The following is a 16,895-nucleotide window of genomic DNA, read 5'->3' as shown; positions in this document are numbered from 1 at the left end:
AACACGCCAAAGACGCGATGTCTCGGAAGCGAGAGGGCAGATGGATAATACCTTTGTGCATGAGGATCTCAACGCGGTGATCCGCCAGCATTCGGAATGGCTGGCGAACCAGTTGCATTCGCAACGTGAGAGCCTGTTTCCACCCGATGCCGAGAAGACCATGCGCAAATTCACCTCTGGTGAGGCTGCGGCGCTGCTCGGCGTAAACGATTCCTATCTTCGCAAACTCAACTTGGATGGCAAAGGGCCTTCTCCCGAGCTGACCGCCGGCAACCGTCGTCTTTACTCGGCGCAGGATATCCAGGCGCTGCGTGTGCTCCTTGAAAAAACTGCTCGCAAGCCGGGCGATTACGTTCCCGGACGACGAGAAGGTGATCATCTTCAGGTCATCGGCGTGATGAATTTCAAGGGCGGGTCCGGAAAAACAACAACCTCTGCCCATCTCGCCCAACGGCTTGCCCTGCGCGGATATCGTGTGCTGGGCATTGATCTTGACCCACAAGCTTCCTTCACCGCGCTGCACGGCGTTCAGCCGGAATTGGACCTCGAAGATGGCGGCACTCTCTACGATGCGATCCGCTATGAGGACCCGGAGCCGATCCGGTCGGTCATCCGCAAGACCTATATCCCCAATTTGGACTTGATCCCCGGCAACCTCGAACTGATGGAGTTCGAGCACGACACCCCGCGCGCGCTGGCGCAGGGCAATGCCGGACTTTTCTTCTTCCGCGTGAAGGAGGCGCTGGCCCAGGTCGATGAGGACTACGACGTGGTCGTCATAGATTGCCCGCCGCAGCTTGGCTTTCTGACCATGTCCGCCCTGTCCGCGGCCACGGGCGTTCTGGTGACCATCCATCCAGAGATGCTCGATGTGATGTCCATGTCGCAATTCCTCCGCATGACAGCCGACCTCATGGACGTGATCGCCGAGAGCGGCGCTGACATGTCTCATGACTGGATGCGCTATGTTTTGACCCGCTACGAGCCGCAGGATGCGCCGCAGAACCGCATCGTGGCTTTCCTGCGAACAATGTACGGCGAAGCCGTGCTGAATTCGCCCATGTTGAAGTCTACAGCCATCTCAGATGCGGGCCTGACCAAGCAGACACTTTATGAAGTGGAACGCAGCGCGTTCACGCGTTCCACCTATGATCGCGCGATTGAGAGCCTGAATACGCTAAATGACGAGATCGCCGACCTAATCCAGAAAACCTGGGGGCGCACATGACCAGTGGCAAGAAGAAGCGCATGTCAATGCTGGACAGTCTCGCGGCAGCTGGGGCCCCCTCCCCTGCCCCTCAGACAGGTGCTGTGACACCGATGATGACCTCAAATCGCGCCCTTCGGTCCGCCCGCGACGCGGTCGATTCCCATCATGTTTGGGAACTGGACCCGGCGAGCATCGAAGACGGGCGTATGGCGGACAGGCTTGACCCGGCCGATGTACTGGATTTGCGCGATGCGATTGAGGCGAACGGTCAGACCGTTCCGATCCTCGTGCGACGTGCGCCGGGTGAAGATGATCGCTACCTTTTGGTCTATGGGCGACGCAGGCTGGAGGCGATCCGTCAGTCCGATAAGGTTACCAAGGTTCGCGCGTTAGTCACCAACCTGGATGACGACAGCGCTCTGCGTGCTCAGATTTCGGAGAACATGGGGCGGCGCGATTTGTCTTTTATTGAAAAGGCCCTGTTCGCAAAGGACCTTGTGTCGTCCGGCTTCGGAAATCAATCTCAGGTTGCAGAAATTCTTACCGTCACGAAGTCGTCCATATCTATGGCGATCGCGATCGCGGACATGGTCGGGCCAGATCTGGTACGCGCCATTGGCGCCGCCCATGGCATTGGCCGACCCCGATGGGAATCCCTTGGTCGGGCCATCGACGAGAATGGTCTGGACCGCGAGGACCTTATCGGGATCGCGAAAGAGGCACGTGAAAATGCCGAGACCTCCATGGTGGTGGATGACGTTGCCTCTACCAATGACCCGTCCATCCAAGCGTTCCTGGCCGTAGAAAAGGCTGTGACCCAGGCGATTAAACCGGCCAAGTCGCCCTCCCCTGCCCCACCTTCCAGCGTCCCGCTGAAGATCGGCGGCAAACGCGGCGGCACGGTCAAACGCACTGCCAAGGGCCTATCGATCGAGTTGGCGGATGGAGACTTCGCCGATTGGGTCGAGACGCAAGTGCATGACATGATTGAAGACCTTCACGAACGCTGGAAGCAGCGGTCGGAAGACTGAGGAAGAGCAGAAATCAAAGAAGGAGGCACGAAAAGGCAAAAGAAAAGGTCCCGCAAAGCGACCACTCCACGAGACCCTAACTTGTTTCTAGCACCTTCAAGGTAGTGTCCGGAGCTGTTTTCCGCAAGTCCAAAGTGATTCGCGGACCGGGATATTTTTGTCTTCGTGAATGACAAAATGGACTACACGCCCGTAACGCCGTTCCGGCGAACGATAGATGCTGCCATCCTGAAACATCAGGCAGCGACCCAGGAAGACCTGCCCCCAGCCGGCGCCAACAAGTGGGAGGTCCTGAGGGAGCTCGCTGCCGCTCGAGTCGCGTTCGGCTTGTCCGATCGGGATTTGACGGTGCTTCAGGCGCTGGTCAGCTTTCACCAAGCGACAATTCTCGGAGGCAATGACAGCGAATTGATTGTACATCCGTCCAACAAGGCGATTTGCGAGCGCCTGAACGGCATGCCCTGCTCGACGATGCGGCGCCACCTCTCCAACCTTGTGCAGACTGGCTTTGTTGTCCGGCGCGATAGCCCCAATGGGAAGCGCTATGCCCGCCGCTACGGCGACGAAAAGGTTGCGTTTGGGTTCGACCTCTCTCCGCTCGTTCGACGCTTCCAGGAGGTTTGTGAGGCCGCTGAGACCGTCCGGGCCGCAGAAGAGCGGTACAAGCGCCTACGTGCCACTGTGAGCCTCATGCGGCGTGACCTCGCAGGGCTGGCCGAGTACGGGCGCTCACTTCGTCCGGATCAGGGCGTCTGGGACCAATTCTCTGATCTTGCGGCCCTAATGGCCCGAGATCTTCGCAGAAAACTCGAAATGGAAGACCTTAGGCGCATCGAAGACGCTTTGGGGTCAGCTTTAGATCATGCCAGAAGCCTTCTGGATGGCTGTGAAGCAGAAAATATGAGCACCAATGATGCTGTTTCTGAGCAGCACTATCAGAATTCAAATAAAGACTCTTATGATCTTGAACCTCGCTTAGAACAAGCGCGGGGCGGAGGCACTGTGCGCGAAACTCCAGAAGTTGCCAATAGTCCTCTGTGTTCTGAAGATGAGGGCAACTCAACGGCAACTATTGACGATCAACTGATGCCGAACATACCGCTTGGTCTCGTCCTCGCCTCCTGTCAGGAATTCAAAGCGTATTCCGAGCAGCCCGTGCGCCACTGGCACGATCTGGTCCGGGTGGCTGATGTGGTCAGGCCCATGATGGGTATTTCCCCGTCCGCGTGGGACGAGGCGAAACGCTATATGGGTCCCGAAGAAGCGTCTGTTGTGATCGTTGCAATGCTTGAACGGTTTGCGGATATCCGATCACCTGGAGGCTACTTGAGAACCCTATCTTCAAAGGCAGCAATTGGGGAGTTCTCCTGCGGTCCGATGATCATGGCCTTGATGCGGCGGGATGCTGCATGATGAGTTCACAGCTGTGAACTCGGCCGACCAGTAGGATAGCTCGGGATAGTTCACAGCTGTGAACTTCTTTCCAACACGGTCAGAGGCTGCGCTCGCGGACTTGGCCAGAAACAGGGTGCTTCGGTTGCCAGTCACACGGGCAGGTCACCATCACCAAAGAGGTTTGGAAAGAGCCGCTCTCGATTATCCAAAGGAAATGCCGGCCGGAAAGGCGCCTTCGATAACGTGGATCTCAAGCCTCCCGCAGCGGTCGGATTGTTTGGGCTGCTTCGATCTGTGTATTCAGAGGTATTCGGAACAGTTCGGATTTCATCATGACTCAGGGCAACATGCAAAAGAAAGCCTGCATTCAGTTCAGATACTCCCAATCGAAGACTGTCCGCGAATCCATCGTCGGTAAGGCTGGGCCCAGCGGATTACATCTGTGAAAGACGGTCTTCGTCGTCCACCACAATAAGGCCGCAACCTTGGTTGCTCCAATTCCACAACACAATGTTGAAGTCCGACGACGACGCACCCTTCGCAAAACTCTTGATCAGGAGCCCCGCAAACCGATCTGCTATGAGGGCGCGTGCTAACTCCTGTGTCGGAACCGATTGGCCATCGAGCATCTTCATGCGCCATGCAGGGTCGGCAAGCGTCGCCTCGGTCGCGCCATACCGGTCAAGTCCGTCCTGATCGCGGGTATCGAAAATAGGCCCAAGGTCGGCCTTGTAGGACACCAGGATCGTGGGTTGCAGGCTGCCGACCTGGTTGGCTTCTCTAAGAGCGGTCGCGGGATCCAGCGAGGTGTAGAGGGCAGGGGTGCCCTTGGCGTTAAAGCGCCCTCCATAGAGTTCGGCGCCTCGTCCGGATAGAGGTTCACGCGCATAGACCGGGTTCAGGGCGCGATAGAGTGGCCCTGCGTAGCGTCCATCTTTCAGCGGCATCAGGCGAAGACGCCCGCATCGACCGCATCGATGTATTCCAGAACTTGCTGAGCTTTGCCTTCCTGCACCAGCTGCATGGCTGTTCGGCCATCAAAGCCGGGCAGGGGCTCTGACCGGTACCATGCATAGGCCATCAGTTCCGAGCCGAAGCGGGGTTCGACTTTGTTCAGCACCTCTACCAGTTCGCGCAGGCGGCGCTGCGTCTTGTCCGAACCGATGCGGGCTCGCCTCTGCAGCGCGTCTTTGCCCAAGCCGACGGTCAATGCGATCTCTTCTGCTGACGTGCGTAGCACCGCGGCGATCTTGCGCGGTTCAAATTGCCCAGCTTCAGCAAAGTTCGTGATGTGCATGATCTATGCTCCTACAGCGATACTGACGGTATATAGCGACATTATTGCTGATTTTCAAGTTTTCAGGAGGTGCTGTGCCTTCGTTTCCCAGACTTATTCGTAACGCTCCATTACTCTGAACGTTGGAAATCCTGATTTTTGGGCTTGAGAAGTCGCCGTAGGCGCGTTTTTTGCCGATCGAGAACGTCAGATAAGTTATTGATAATATGCCAAAGACTGCGGCAATCAGATCGGGGTTGCCGATATGGCTTGCCGATCTTGGACCGGAACCGGCACTTACTGCATGCAGTCACTGGGGTCCGCGTTGGTGTTGGGCCATTGACATTTACCTCAGACCAGTTGGCTGGTGAAAAGGGAAAGTATCCTTCGGGTTTTGTGACTGACGGATGAGGGCCTTTGGGGTCCCTCAGATGGGTCCGGGCCGGGTTCCGGTCTGCTGTTCCGGATGAAGGGCATTCCCATGCAAACAGGTGTCATGCGCGTGCTGCGCGCGACCGCTGCCTCTTGGTGGCGGCAAAGAGAGCTGCGCCGAACTGGCGAGACGGAGCTGGCACGGCAGCTCGAGAGGAAAGCCGTTCTCCGCGATCTCGGCTATCTCAGGCAGGCTACGTCATTGCCAAACGCGCATGTGATCTGCGGGGAGGGTGGGACATTCCTCCACCTCGGTTGGACCACCGTTTCGAGTTTCGCGCCGATCGAGCGCTTTCCCCTGGCCGCTCTTGCGGTCGCACGTGGCACGCCGTGCATCGATATCCGACCGGTCACCGATGTCATCACCTTCGCGAACCTGCCGCGGGTGGCGCGGGACGGATCGACCGACCCTGACCCTTGCGGTCCTGGCAGGTCCGTCTCGCTGACCACCTACATCGACATGGTCGAAGCACTCGGCGCCAGGATCGCCAACGATCCGCGGCCCCGTCGGTCAATCTGATCCCCATTCCCCCTCACCAACACACGAAAGGACGCCAGCCATGGCCCGATCCCGCACGCCCAAATTCGATGCCTCCGAGGTCATCACAAACGAAATCATCCGCATCATCGAGCGCGGCGTCCTGCCGTGGCGCAAGCCCTGGACCGCAGGCGGCAGCTCACGCCCCCTGCGCGTGGGCGGTGAACCCTACCAAGGCGTGAACAACTTACTGCTGACGATGCGGACCGTGATGGCGGGCCACAGCTCACCCTTTTGGATGACGCTGCCTCAGGCCAATGCTTTGGACGCAAAGGTTCGCAAGGGCGAGAAGTCGTCTGTCGTCGTCTACTACGGACAAAGCCGGACGAACGCCGCTGATGAGGACGGTCGCAGCGATGGGGATGACCGCTCCGAGGAGGCCCGGATCTTCCGCTTCCAGAAATCCTACCGCGTGTTCAATGCTTGCCAGATCGAGGGCCTGCCCGAGAGCTTCTATCCGGACCCCAAGCCAGCGCCTGAACATCCGCCGTCCGAACCCATCCCGCACATGCAGTCGTTTTTCGACGCCATTGACATCACGACTGTCTTCACGGGGACGGAAGCCTATTACCTGCCGCCCGTGGATAAGGTCTTCATGCCGTCGATTGCCCGGTTCGAGAACCCGCGGAATTTCTACGGGGTCTGGGCCCATGAGCTGGCCCATGCCACCAAGGCGCGCCATCGGCTGAACCGCGACTACGGCCTTTCGCGCTTCGGCAACACGGCCTATGCCCGTGAGGAGATCGTCGCCGAGCTGACCTCGGTGTTCCTTGGCCAGACGCTCGGCTTCACAGCGCATACGCTCGAGATGAATGCCGCTTACCTCTACAATTGGCTGCGCGTTCTGCGCTCGGACAAGGGCGCCATCTTCAAGCACGCCGCTGATGCGCAGCGCGCCTGCGACTACCTGATCGCACGGTCAGAGGCGGGCAGGGCAGGGCGCAGCGCCGAGGCTGCTTGACCATACGGAGAACGGAGACTCGCATGTCACGTAAAGAACCCAAGACGCTGCGGGTGGCCTGCTTCAACGACGGCCGCCGCAAGATCATCTCCTTCAAACGCGGTGCCTATTGGTGGAGCGCGTCTGAGGGCGCGTATCCGCTCTCGGCAGCGCTCGAGAGCATCACGGACCAGGGCGGCTGGATCGAAACCATCCCCAACCCGAATTACAGTTCCAAGGGGCTGTTCGGGTAGGGCACCTTCTCCTTCGGTCCTGCCGCCAGGCGGAAAAGAAAAAGTGAGCTTTGGATTGGGTGTTTCAACTTCTCAAAGGAATATCCGATGACCATCACCGCACAACCCCAGACAGACCGCCCTGATCCGAGTGTGATCGCAGCGCAGAACGACGCGTTTCGCAAGCTTGCCTGCCTAGGGGTGCCACCTGAGCAGCCGATCCAGGGCCGCATGCATGTCACCCGCTCGCTCATGGAGGCTGGTGACGGCTTCATGGCCGAGGCGGTGAGGGCGACCGGGGAGTTCGACGTATTCGAGCCTGAGAATGATCCCGAGGGATGGCACGATTTCGGGGCGGTCGAGATCCGCGGCGAGACCGTGTTCTGGAAACTGGATTTGTACGAAGCGGATTCCGACTTCCGCTATGGCGCGGAGGCCCCCGACAACCCCGCCACCACCATGCGCGTGCTGACCATCATGCTGGCGCGCGACTGGTAGAAGGGCAGGGGACTCCTCCCCCTGACACCCCAAGAAATGAAGGCCCGCTGACCCATCAAAGGGAGAGTGGGCCTTTTGTCGTTGTGATCCCCGCCCTTGGGGATTGACCGCGCATCTGAATGCGCGGGCCGCTCCAAATCCATCGAGAAGGATATCCTATGACTGCAAGCTTCAAACCCGCGTCCGTCGCCATCGGCGATCTGACAGCTCACCCCGCAAATGTGCGGAGTAACTCCCCGGAAACCTACGACCCCGACAATATCGCGCATCTGAAGGCCAGCATCGCTGTGCTGGGCGTGCTCCAGCCGCTCCTGGTCCAGAAGATCGACGGCAAATACGCAGTTCTTGCCGGTGGCCGACGCCATGCCGCGCTGAAGGAACTGGTCGCGGACAAGAGTGCGAAGAGTTTCACCGCCAAGACCAAGGTCGACTGCCGCCTTGTGCCGGAGGATTGCGACGTGACCACAGCGCTGTCACTCGCTGAGAACATCACGCAAGCCCCGATGAACGCGATTGACGAGTTCGAGGCTTTCGCACGGATGATGGAAGTCGACGGCCAGACACCCGAGACGATCGCAAAGACCTTCGGCACCACGGTGGCAGCCGTGAAAGGCCGGTTGCGCTACGGTCTGATCCACCCCGAGATCCGCGCCGCGGCCCGGGCCAAGACCATCACGCTCGACACGATGAAGGCCTTTGCGGAGCATCCGAGCCAGGAGGTGCAGCGCGAGGTCTTCGAGGCGCTCACCAAGGAAGATAGCTACCTGCAGGCCTATACAGTCCGCCAGGCGCTCAAGTCCCGCGGCGTCCAGGTCAGCGATGATATCGGTGCCTTTGTGCGCGAGGACTATGAGGCCCGCGGCGGCGCCGTCGCGGCTGACCTTCTGGAAGAGCATTCCGTGCTCGAGGATGCGGCGCTGGTCGAAACCATCCTACTCGAGAAGCTCGGGGCCGCCGCCGAAGAGGCTCGCATAAAGCTGGGCTTTGCCTGGGCCGATGCAATGGTGCGCTATGATTACGCGACCATGGCCGAATATGGCCGCGTCTACCCAGGACCCGTCGAGCCGGATGAGACCGCCCAGAAGCGCGTGGATGAGATCACCGCTGAACTTGAGAAACTGCAACTCGAGATGGAGGATGAGGGGCTCGAAGACGATGCCTACAATGCCCTTTACGAGCGCGTGGACGCTCTGGAAGACGAAGCCCGCGATCTGCAGGAGGCCTATAGCGCCGAGGACCTCGCCCGCGCCGGTGTGATTGCGTCCTGGTCGAACGGGCAGGTGACGCTCCATATCGGCCTCGTGCGCCCCGAGGACACCGTGAAAGAGGAGGGCGCGCGCAGTTCCTCGACCAACACCACCGGGGAGGAAGCCCCCGACGCTGGAGAAATCAGCTACCCGGCCTCATTGGCCGAGGACCTTAAAACCGAGCGGGCCATGGCCCTTGGCGCCGCGATGGCGCTGCATCCGGAGGCCACGCTCGATCTGACGCTCTTCAAGCTGGTCAGTGATGTTCTGGCCAGCGGTATGAGTGTCACGCAGGCGATCAGGATCGAGGCACGCAGGGAATACCGCACCCACGCCAAGATGGACGAGATCGACGAGACCTCGCTCGAGCAGGTGGCGGCGGCGCATGATGCGCTTGACCTCTCGTGGCTTGATGACACCCGCGCGCCCGCCGATCAGTTCGCGGCGTTTCGCGCGCTGGAGGCAGGCGAAAAGGCCAAGCTCGTGGCCTATGCCACGGCCAGCACCACGCAGTCCTGCTTCGCGCGGGACCGCCAGCGCGACAGCCTGATGCATGCGTTCGAGATCGAGATCATGCCCGACATCCGCTCCCACTGGACGCCGAATGCGGCGCTCTTCAACCGCTTCAAGAAGGCTTGGCTCCTGAGGATCCTCGGCGAAGATCTGGGTCTCGCCCAGGAGGCGGTGACGCTGGCCTCGTCGAGCAAGAGGGAGATCGTCGCCTTTTGTGACAAGCTCTTCGCCGAACCCTTCGCCACACTCACGGACGCGCAGCGCGCTGCCGTGGCCGCCTGGTGCCCGCCGATGATGCAGACCGCCGGTGTCGCCTTTGAGGAGGCGGAGCCCACCGTGGAAACTCCGGAGCCTGCCAGCGAGGTCGCGCAAGCGGCCTGACGCATCAATTGACCCGCGCGGAGCATTCCGAGCGCGCGGGTCGACCCTTCCAAACCGAACAGAAAGACATCCCCATGGCTATTCTCAAGTTCTCTGCGTCCGCTGTCGCGGCGCAAATCGCACATGCGCGCGCCTGCAAAACCTTCCTGCCCAACTGGAACGGGCCCGTGGACAGGCCGGCCCTGATCCTCATCGTCGGCAATGGTGTGCATCTGCGTTCGAACGGCATCGATGGCACGACCACCCGTATCGTCACCACCGAACAGGCCGATCCCTCCTTTGCCTTCGCCGACGGCATGAACCCATTTCGGGATACCGACTGGATGGCGCAGCGCCGCATGGCGTTTCGCGATCTGACCGGCCAGTTTTACACGGACATTCTCGACGATGTGCAGGTGCTCATCGACCGGGGGCGGGGGGCCATCCGGCTCGCCACCGATGGCCACAGCATCCGCGTCTTCGTGCGCCGGGCCTCGGACTATCTCATCGGCGGGACCTACGAGGTGCCCTCGGGCCTCGGGGGCACCTTCCGGGTCATTCTCAAGGATGCCTGCGACACCTTCGCGATCGTGCAGAACTGCGGCAATTGCGAGGATTTCGACGCCATGCAGCCCTACCGCGTGCCGCTCGATGCCCTGATGGAAATCGATGACCGGAGGGCTGCTTAACGCGCCCTTTCTCAAACAAGCATCGCCAATACCCTGCCGGGCCTGCGGCCCTCTCGGGACATTGGCGACAACAATTTTCCCTACGAGAGAAAGGACTCTGAAATGGGATGGCTCTTCTACACCGACGGCCGCGTCCAGACCTACGCGGATGAGAAAGCGGAGATTGCCCGGCTCTGCACCTCTCATGGCGAAACGCGCAGAACCGAATTGGTCAAGGCCTGCAAGGTCGGCTCCACCTGGTACGCGGCGGCAAAGGTCACCAATCTTGACGGCACCCCTGTCGAGGACGCGACCTATGTCACCGAACCTGACGGCTCGATCACCTTCGGCGCTGTCTTCCTCACCCGATACGACGATGGGTGTTGGGGCTACAAGGACATTGAAGAAGGTGGTGGTCCGAACGAGTCTCGCGCTCCCCTTGGGCTGATCAAGCTTCTCTCCGACCTGAAAGATCCGGACAGCTACGCGCATGCATGGCGCCAGCGCTGCCGGGACTGGGCCGCGATCCCTGACTATCAAGAGGGGGACAGGATCAAGCTCGCCGCGCCTGTGACCCTGACCGATGGCAGCACCTGCCAGATCGTCACCGCAACCCACTACAGACGCGGGCGGCAAAAACGCCGCTGCTACCGCATCGAGGAAACCGGTGGGCTCGTACGCCTGTCGAAGGCCTCGCTTGCGGGCTCGGAGCTGCTCAGTTCCGCAAAAGGTGCTGCCAGCCCGGTGCTGGCGGAGTATCTCGCGGGGCGACATTAGGTCCTGCGCCGGACGGTTCATCGGCCTGCCCGGCGACAGCAGATCCTGCGGCTTATCTTGACATGGCAATGCAAATGCATTACCTATCACAAGCAGCAAAGACCCCCATTCTTTCAGGAGACTGCCATGACAGCGCTTGCACAAGATGTCTCGAAACTTACGGATCGGTATCAGACGACCGTGCCGGCGGGTGTGCGCAAGCAGCTCAAGCTGGGCAAGGGCGACCAGATTCGCTACTGTACCGAGCCGAGTGGCAGGGTCTATATCGAGCCCGTGCGCAGCGACGAGGAAGATCCCGTGCTCGGAGCTTTTCTCGATTTTGTCGAGGCCGATATCAAGGCGCATCCGGATCGCATTCGGGCGTTCGATGGGGCTTTGCATGACCGTCTTGCAGCACTGGTCGGAGACGTTGACGTCGATCTCGATGCGCCGCTATCGCTCGAGGATGAATGAGCGGCGATAGCGTGCCCGCAGGGGCGCCCCTTGTCGTAAACGGATGGTCGATTTATGCGCATCCGCTCTTTCTGGACCAGCTCGAAGGGCTGATCGAGGAGGTTGAAGCGCGTAAGGCACGCGATCCAAAGACCTGGCGCAAGAAAAACCCCACGAAACGGCTGGCAGCCATCTTCAAGCTGGTCACCGAGGCCATACCGGCGGACCCGGGTGCCGCCGCCTACCGGCAAGGCGGCACGCTCGGCGATCACCGCAAGCACTGGTTCCGGGCGAAATTCTTCCAGCAGTATCGGCTGTTCTATCGGTTCAACAGCGATGCGAAGGTCATCGTGGTGGCCTGGGTGAACGACGACAAGACCCTGCGCGCCTACGGCAGCAAGACGGATGCCTATGCGACGTTCAAAGGGATGTTGGAAGATGGCAATCCACCTGACAATTTCGACGCGCTCTTGAAAGAAGCTGCGGCGGCGGACAAGCGGTTTGAGACGTCTCTTGAAGCGGCGCCCGATCGGTAAGTGGGCCAGCTTGCTGTGACCCTTTGGCATTATCGTTTACGACGCCCCGCTGGAAGATGTAGCATCGGCTGATAATACGGTCGGAGAAAGCACAATGATTGAGGCGGAAAAGGATAGGCAGCACCTCGGGTTAGAGGAGCAATGCGCGCCTGACCTGACGGGGCACCGTTTCCCAATTGCCGTGCAAGTTGCAGACATGCCCGATGACCTCGGCAAGCTGCTGGATATCGGGCTCGAGGAGCATTTCCGTGGCGGCTGATGTCAATTCGTATGACGCGTGGTTTCGCGCGAAGGTGCAGGCCGCGCTGGAGGAGGAATGCACGGGAACATCTCAGGTTCAGGTTATGCAGGCCGCACAGGCATTGATTGATGCGAAGCGGCAGGTCGAACCCAAGACCTGAGCAAGCCTTGGAGGTCAGCGCGGTCTGACCCCCGTCACCCTGAAAAGCGAAAGTGGGCTTTTTGTCCTTTGGAACTCAGACCCTGATCCAAAGGAAATCCCCATGTCCAAGCCCCGCTCAACGCTCCCCAATCCTGTTGAATCCGACGCTAACCTCGCCTCTGCCCTCGCGCAGATCGGCGCGGAGGTCGACAACCAGCCCCTGCGCAGTTCAGCGCTCGCGCGCATCATGCGCGAGACGTTTCATGGCAGCGATGCCGGCGGTGCCTGGGACTGGCGCATGGCCTACGACCTGATGCAGGCCACGGCCATCCAAGTGCTGCTGCGCGGGGACGGCGAGGTAGGTGACATCGCCACCGCAAAGCTGCTTGCCTCACGGCTCCTTACGGAAACCCGCCGGTCGGAACAGCAGATCCGGCTGCAGCAGTTTTCCACGCCGCTGCCATTCGCGGCGCTGGTTTTGCGGGCCGCGGCGATCCGCAAGGGCGAGACCGTTCTGGAGCCCTCGGCTGGCACCGGTGCACTGGCCGCTTTCGCCGCCCGGGCTGATGCCACGCTTTTGCTCAACGAGATCGACCCCTTTCGCCAGCGCCTCCTGCGCGCGGTTTTCGGCGGCGAGGTCACAGGCCATGACGGCGAGCATATCGATGATCTGCTACAGACGCCGGTTCTACCCGACGTCGTGGTGATGAACCCACCCTTCGCCTCCTCGGTCGACCGATCCCGCGACAAGCACATCGCTGCCAAACATCTCATTGCGGCTGCAAAGCGCCTGGCACCAGGTGGGCGCCTGGTGGCGATCATGCCGCCGGGGTTCACGCCCGAACGCGATGCCGCGCATTGGTCCCGCGCCTGCGGTCTCCTGACGCCACGATTGGCGCTGACGATGCCGGGGCAGGTCTACCGCAAGCTCGGCACCTCTGTCGAAACCCAGCTGATGGTCTTCGACAAGGTGCAGGAGGACGGCGCGATGATCCGCGCCAATGTCCGGGTTCTGGATGAAGCCTTGGCATATGTCGACGCCGTGGCCGCAACACGGACCGAGATGCGCCCCGCCCAACGGACTGAAGCGACCCCTCATGCTCGGCCGACCGTTCCATCCTCATCTCCGCGCAAGGCTGCTGCTGCGCCTGTCACCACCTCCAAACCCTGGGCCAACGCCGTCCGTCCGCTCAGCTTCACGAGCCTTCAGACCCCCCGTGACAACACGCCCATCTCGGACATCTACGCGCGCTACCGTCCGCAGCGGATCGAGATCGCGGGTGGGCAGGAACATCCCACGCCGCTCGTTGAAAGCATCGCCATGGCCTCGGTTGCCCCGCCCATGCCCTCAAACACGGGCCGTGATGGCTTGCGCCTGCCCGCACGGTTGATCGAGGAGGGACATCTCTCCGAGGCGCAGCTGGAAACCATCATCATGGCGCATGACGCCCATGGGCGCGACCTGCCGGGGCGGTTCACCATCGACGACGACCAGACCAAGCTCACCCGGGCCGATGATGACCCGGATGCCAATGCTTATCGCCTCGGGTATTTCCTCGGCGACGGCACCGGTTGCGGCAAGGGGCGCGAATGCGCGGGGCTCATCCTCGTGAACTGGCTTGCCGGGCGCAGAAAGGCGATCTGGGTCTCCAAATCCGCCACGCTCATCGAGGACGCCATCCGCGACTGGACCGATCTCGGCGGCTCGCCAGCCGACATCCAGCCGCTCTCAAAATGGAAACCGGACCAGCCCATCACCGTGACCTGTGGCATCCTCTTTGTCACCTACGCCACGCTGCGGTCCGCGGGCAAATGCGGCACCACGCGGCTGAGCCAGATTTTTGAGTGGATGGGCGAAGATTTCGACGGCGTGCTGGCCTTTGATGAGGCCCATGCCATGCAGAACGCGGCGGGGTCCGAGCAGGGCAGGGGGGTCAAACCCTCCCAGCAGGGCCTTGCGGGCCTGCGGCTGCAACTCGCGGCCCCGCGCGCCCGCGTCTTCTACATCTCGGCTACGGGTGCCACGAGCGTCCACAACCTTGCCTATGCGGCGCGTCTCGGGCTCTGGGGGCAGGGCCCCGAATACCCCTTTCCGAGCCGCGAGAGCTTCGTTTCTGCGATGGAAGCCGGCGGCGTCGCTGCCATGGAGGTGGTCGCGCGCGATCTCAAGACGCTCGGGCTCTACACTGCGCGTGCCCTCAGTTTTGATGGCGTGGAATATGATGTGCTCGAACACGCGCTCACTCCAGCCCAGATCGAGATCTACGACGCATACGCGGGCGCGTTTCGGACGATCCACCACAATCTCGGCGCCGCTTTGACCGCCACTGGCGTCAACGACGCCTCGGGAGAGACCAATGCCTCGGCCGCACGCGCCTCGGCCAAGTCCCGCTTCGAGAGCACGAAGCAGCGCTTCTTCAACCATCTCCTGATGGGAATGAAGGCGCCGACCATCATCCGCGCCATCGAGGACGATTTGGCGGCGGGCAATGCTTGCGTCATCCAAGTGGTCTCGACCGGTGAGAGCCTGCTGAAACGTCGGCTTGAGACGATGGACCCGGAGGACGAGCTGGTCGAGGGTGCCTTGACGCCGCGCGACTACGTCCTGGGCTATCTCGAACAGGCCTTCCCGATCCACGCGCAAAAGCTCGTGGAGATCGACGGCAACATGGTCGCGGAACCCTTACGGGATGAGGCCGGCGCGCTGGTTGTCTCGCGCGAGGCGCTCGCCCTGCGTGATGCGGCCATGATGGAGTTGATGACGCTGGCCCCGATCCCCTCGGCGCTCGATCAGATCCTCTGGGCCTTTGGTGATGAGGCTGTCGCCGAGGTCACGGGGCGATCTATCCGGCCCCTCAAGGCCGAGGATGGCCACCTCTTCATCGAGAAGCGCGCCGCCAGCAGCAATTCCTCCGAGACCCAAGCCTTCATGGACGGCGAGAAGGATATCCTGATCTTCTCCGACGCGGGCGGGACGGGCCGATCCTATCATGCGGCGCAAACGGCCAAGAACCAGAAGCGTCGGCGTCACTACCTGCTGGAGCCCGGCTGGCGCGCCGATGCGGCCATCCAGGGGCTCGGCCGCACGCATCGATCGGCTCAAGTGTCAGCGCCCTTCTTCCGGGTCTGCACCTCCGATGTGCATGGCGAGAAGCGCTTTACCTCGACAATCGCCAAGCGCCTCGACCAGCTGGGGGCGTTGACCAAGGGTCAGCGCGAGACCGGCTCGCAGGGCATGTTCCGCGAGGAGGACAATTTGGAAAGCCCGATCGCGCGGGCGGCGCTGCGTGGGTATTTCGCCGATCTTGCCGCCGGACGCGCTGAGGCGATGAGCTACGAGAGCTTCACCGACTGGACGGCCCTGCGGCTGATCGACAAGGACGGGGTGCTCCTTGAGGAGTTGCCGCCGATCCAGCGGTTTCTGAACCGGATGCTTGCCCTTCCCATCCACATGCAGAACGCGCTCTTTGCCGATTTCATGCGCCGGATCGCTGATCAGACGGAACGGGCGCGCGCGGCAGGCACGCTCGATCTCGGCGTGGAAACCCTGCGCGGCGAAAAGATCGAGCAGGTCTCCACGGAGGATCTCTGGACCTGCCCGAAATCTGGCGCCGTGACTCGGATCATCGGGCTCGAGGTCACCGACCCGGTTCACGTGCTGTCGGCAGATGACGCCCTCTCTCGCAATTCCGACAAGCTGCCGATGGTCAATAGCGCCTCCGGTCGCGCGGCGCTCATCTCGGCGCGGCCCATGCAGATGTATGACGAGGACATCGTCACGCTGATGCGCAAGGCGGTGCGGCCCAACGGGTCGAGCTACCTCGAAGAGGCACGGTTCGAGTCCTCGGCCTGGGAAGAGATCGGCAAGCCGGAGTTCGCACGGCTTTGGGATTCCGAGGCTGCGTCCCTGCCAAAAACCACCACGACCAAGCTCTACCTGTTGACTGGGCTGCTGCTGCCGATCTGGAAGGACATCCCGACCACCAACGAGCGCATCTACCGCGTCACGCCAGACGGGCCGACCGCCATGATCGGGCGCACGCTCAGCGAGGAAGGGGCGGCAGCGTTGCGCGCCCGCTTCCTCGTCTCCAACCCGCAAACGCCGCAGGAGATGTTGACCGCCGCCTTTGGCAACACCGCACCTGTCAATCTGGGCCGGGGCCTGAGCCTGACCCGTCGCCGGGTCGCAGGCGAGATGCGTCTCGAGCTGGGCGGTGCCGACAAGGGCATGATGGACGGCCTCAAAGCTCTCGGCTGCTTCACCGAGATCATCGCCTTCCAGTTTCGTGTGTTCCTGCCGCATGGGGATGGGGTCGATACATTGGGCATTCTGGCACGGATCGTGGGGCAGGGAACCGGCAAGGCGTCAGACCAAGCCGCCTGAAAAGTCAAAGGGGGCTTTGTGTCGGGCGTCGCGGATCGGGTTT

17 protein-coding genes are annotated in these 16,895 nt (G+C 61.4%); 15 read left to right on the top strand and 2 right to left on the bottom strand.

Annotation, left to right across the window (positions count from 1 at the left end; translation table 11 throughout):
• The first annotated feature begins 40 nt into the window (after positions 1 to 40).
• The 3 genes from repA to repC all read left to right on the top strand — a co-directional run bounded on the left by repA (position 41) and on the right by repC (position 3,654).
• Positions 41 to 1,228 carry a plasmid partitioning protein RepA gene (repA, locus tag ACP15O_RS17455; protein ID WP_027263652.1) on the top strand — a complete coding sequence of 396 codons (1,188 nt, stop codon included), beginning with the start codon at positions 41 to 43 and terminating at the stop codon, positions 1,226 to 1,228.
• Positions 1,225 to 2,241, top strand: coding sequence for a plasmid partitioning protein RepB (gene repB, locus ACP15O_RS17450; RefSeq protein ID WP_425097383.1), 1,017 nt, complete (start codon positions 1,225 to 1,227; stop codon positions 2,239 to 2,241). Before repA ends, repB begins: the two co-directional genes overlap by 4 nt.
• Positions 2,242 to 2,418: 177 nt before the next feature.
• Complete coding sequence (gene repC, locus ACP15O_RS17445) at positions 2,419 to 3,654, top strand: plasmid replication protein RepC (protein ID WP_425097382.1); 1,236 nt, start codon at positions 2,419 to 2,421, stop codon at positions 3,652 to 3,654.
• A 416-nt stretch (positions 3,655 to 4,070) separates the two neighbouring features.
• Here repC and ACP15O_RS17440 read toward each other — a convergent pair whose 3' ends face one another.
• Together ACP15O_RS17440 and ACP15O_RS17435 are read right to left on the bottom strand one after the other, a co-directional pair.
• On the bottom strand, positions 4,071 to 4,583 hold the full coding sequence (locus ACP15O_RS17440; protein WP_425097381.1) for an RES family NAD+ phosphorylase: 513 nt from the start codon (positions 4,581 to 4,583) through the stop codon (positions 4,071 to 4,073).
• A complete protein-coding gene (locus ACP15O_RS17435; protein ID WP_027264271.1) occupies positions 4,583 to 4,933 on the bottom strand; it encodes an MbcA/ParS/Xre antitoxin family protein in 351 nt (116 codons plus the stop codon). The genes ACP15O_RS17440 and ACP15O_RS17435 overlap by 1 nt, the downstream gene beginning before the upstream one ends.
• A 445-nt stretch (positions 4,934 to 5,378) precedes the next feature.
• Here ACP15O_RS17435 and ACP15O_RS17430 point away from each other — a divergent pair, with 445 nt between their 5' ends.
• From ACP15O_RS17430 to ACP15O_RS17375, 12 genes are all read left to right on the top strand, one after another.
• Positions 5,379 to 5,864, top strand: a complete 486-nt coding sequence (locus tag ACP15O_RS17430) for a hypothetical protein (RefSeq protein WP_446033535.1) — start codon at positions 5,379 to 5,381, stop codon at positions 5,862 to 5,864.
• 40 nt (positions 5,865 to 5,904) lie between these two features.
• On the top strand, positions 5,905 to 6,843 hold the full coding sequence (locus tag ACP15O_RS17425; RefSeq protein WP_425097379.1) for an ArdC family protein: 939 nt from the start codon (positions 5,905 to 5,907) through the stop codon (positions 6,841 to 6,843).
• A 23-nt stretch (positions 6,844 to 6,866) separates the two neighbouring features.
• Complete coding sequence (locus tag ACP15O_RS17420) at positions 6,867 to 7,076, top strand: DUF6330 family protein (protein ID WP_425097378.1); 210 nt, start codon at positions 6,867 to 6,869, stop codon at positions 7,074 to 7,076.
• Between the two features lie 87 nt (positions 7,077 to 7,163).
• Positions 7,164 to 7,553 carry a DUF3768 domain-containing protein gene (locus ACP15O_RS17415; RefSeq protein ID WP_425097377.1) on the top strand — a complete coding sequence of 130 codons (390 nt, stop codon included), beginning with the start codon at positions 7,164 to 7,166 and terminating at the stop codon, positions 7,551 to 7,553.
• Between the two features lie 158 nt (positions 7,554 to 7,711).
• On the top strand, positions 7,712 to 9,694 hold the full coding sequence (locus tag ACP15O_RS17410) for a ParB/RepB/Spo0J family partition protein (RefSeq protein ID WP_425097376.1): 1,983 nt from the start codon (positions 7,712 to 7,714) through the stop codon (positions 9,692 to 9,694).
• A gap of 74 nt (positions 9,695 to 9,768) precedes the next feature.
• The gene (locus ACP15O_RS17405; protein ID WP_025042408.1) at positions 9,769 to 10,362 is read left to right on the top strand and encodes a hypothetical protein; all 594 of its coding nucleotides are present in this window, start codon (positions 9,769 to 9,771) and stop codon (positions 10,360 to 10,362) included.
• A 102-nt stretch (positions 10,363 to 10,464) separates the two neighbouring features.
• Positions 10,465 to 11,118 (top strand): DUF6927 domain-containing protein, encoded by a 654-nt coding sequence (locus ACP15O_RS17400; protein WP_425097375.1) that lies wholly within the window; start codon positions 10,465 to 10,467, stop codon positions 11,116 to 11,118.
• Between the two features lie 126 nt (positions 11,119 to 11,244).
• Positions 11,245 to 11,571, top strand: coding sequence for a type II toxin-antitoxin system PrlF family antitoxin (locus ACP15O_RS17395; protein WP_005668772.1), 327 nt, complete (start codon positions 11,245 to 11,247; stop codon positions 11,569 to 11,571).
• Positions 11,568 to 12,086, top strand: a complete 519-nt coding sequence (locus ACP15O_RS17390; RefSeq protein WP_425097374.1) for a type II toxin-antitoxin system YhaV family toxin — start codon at positions 11,568 to 11,570, stop codon at positions 12,084 to 12,086. Before ACP15O_RS17395 ends, ACP15O_RS17390 begins: the two co-directional genes overlap by 4 nt.
• Positions 12,087 to 12,180: 94 nt before the next feature.
• On the top strand, positions 12,181 to 12,345 hold the full coding sequence (locus tag ACP15O_RS17385; protein ID WP_425097373.1) for a hypothetical protein: 165 nt from the start codon (positions 12,181 to 12,183) through the stop codon (positions 12,343 to 12,345).
• Positions 12,335 to 12,487 carry an antitoxin PaaA2 family protein gene (locus tag ACP15O_RS17380; protein ID WP_348432494.1) on the top strand — a complete coding sequence of 51 codons (153 nt, stop codon included), beginning with the start codon at positions 12,335 to 12,337 and terminating at the stop codon, positions 12,485 to 12,487. Before ACP15O_RS17385 ends, ACP15O_RS17380 begins: the two co-directional genes overlap by 11 nt.
• A gap of 102 nt (positions 12,488 to 12,589) precedes the next feature.
• Entirely contained in the window at positions 12,590 to 16,852 is a 4,263-nt protein-coding gene (locus tag ACP15O_RS17375; RefSeq protein WP_425097372.1) for a strawberry notch-like NTP hydrolase domain-containing protein, read from the top strand.
• Positions 16,853 to 16,895 lie beyond the last annotated feature (43 nt).

The organism is Youngimonas ophiurae (nom. illeg.) (assembly GCF_049803795.1).
Classification (GTDB): Bacteria; Pseudomonadota; Alphaproteobacteria; order Rhodobacterales; family Rhodobacteraceae; genus Thalassobius.
This window is presented reverse-complemented; position numbering and strand designations above follow the sequence as displayed.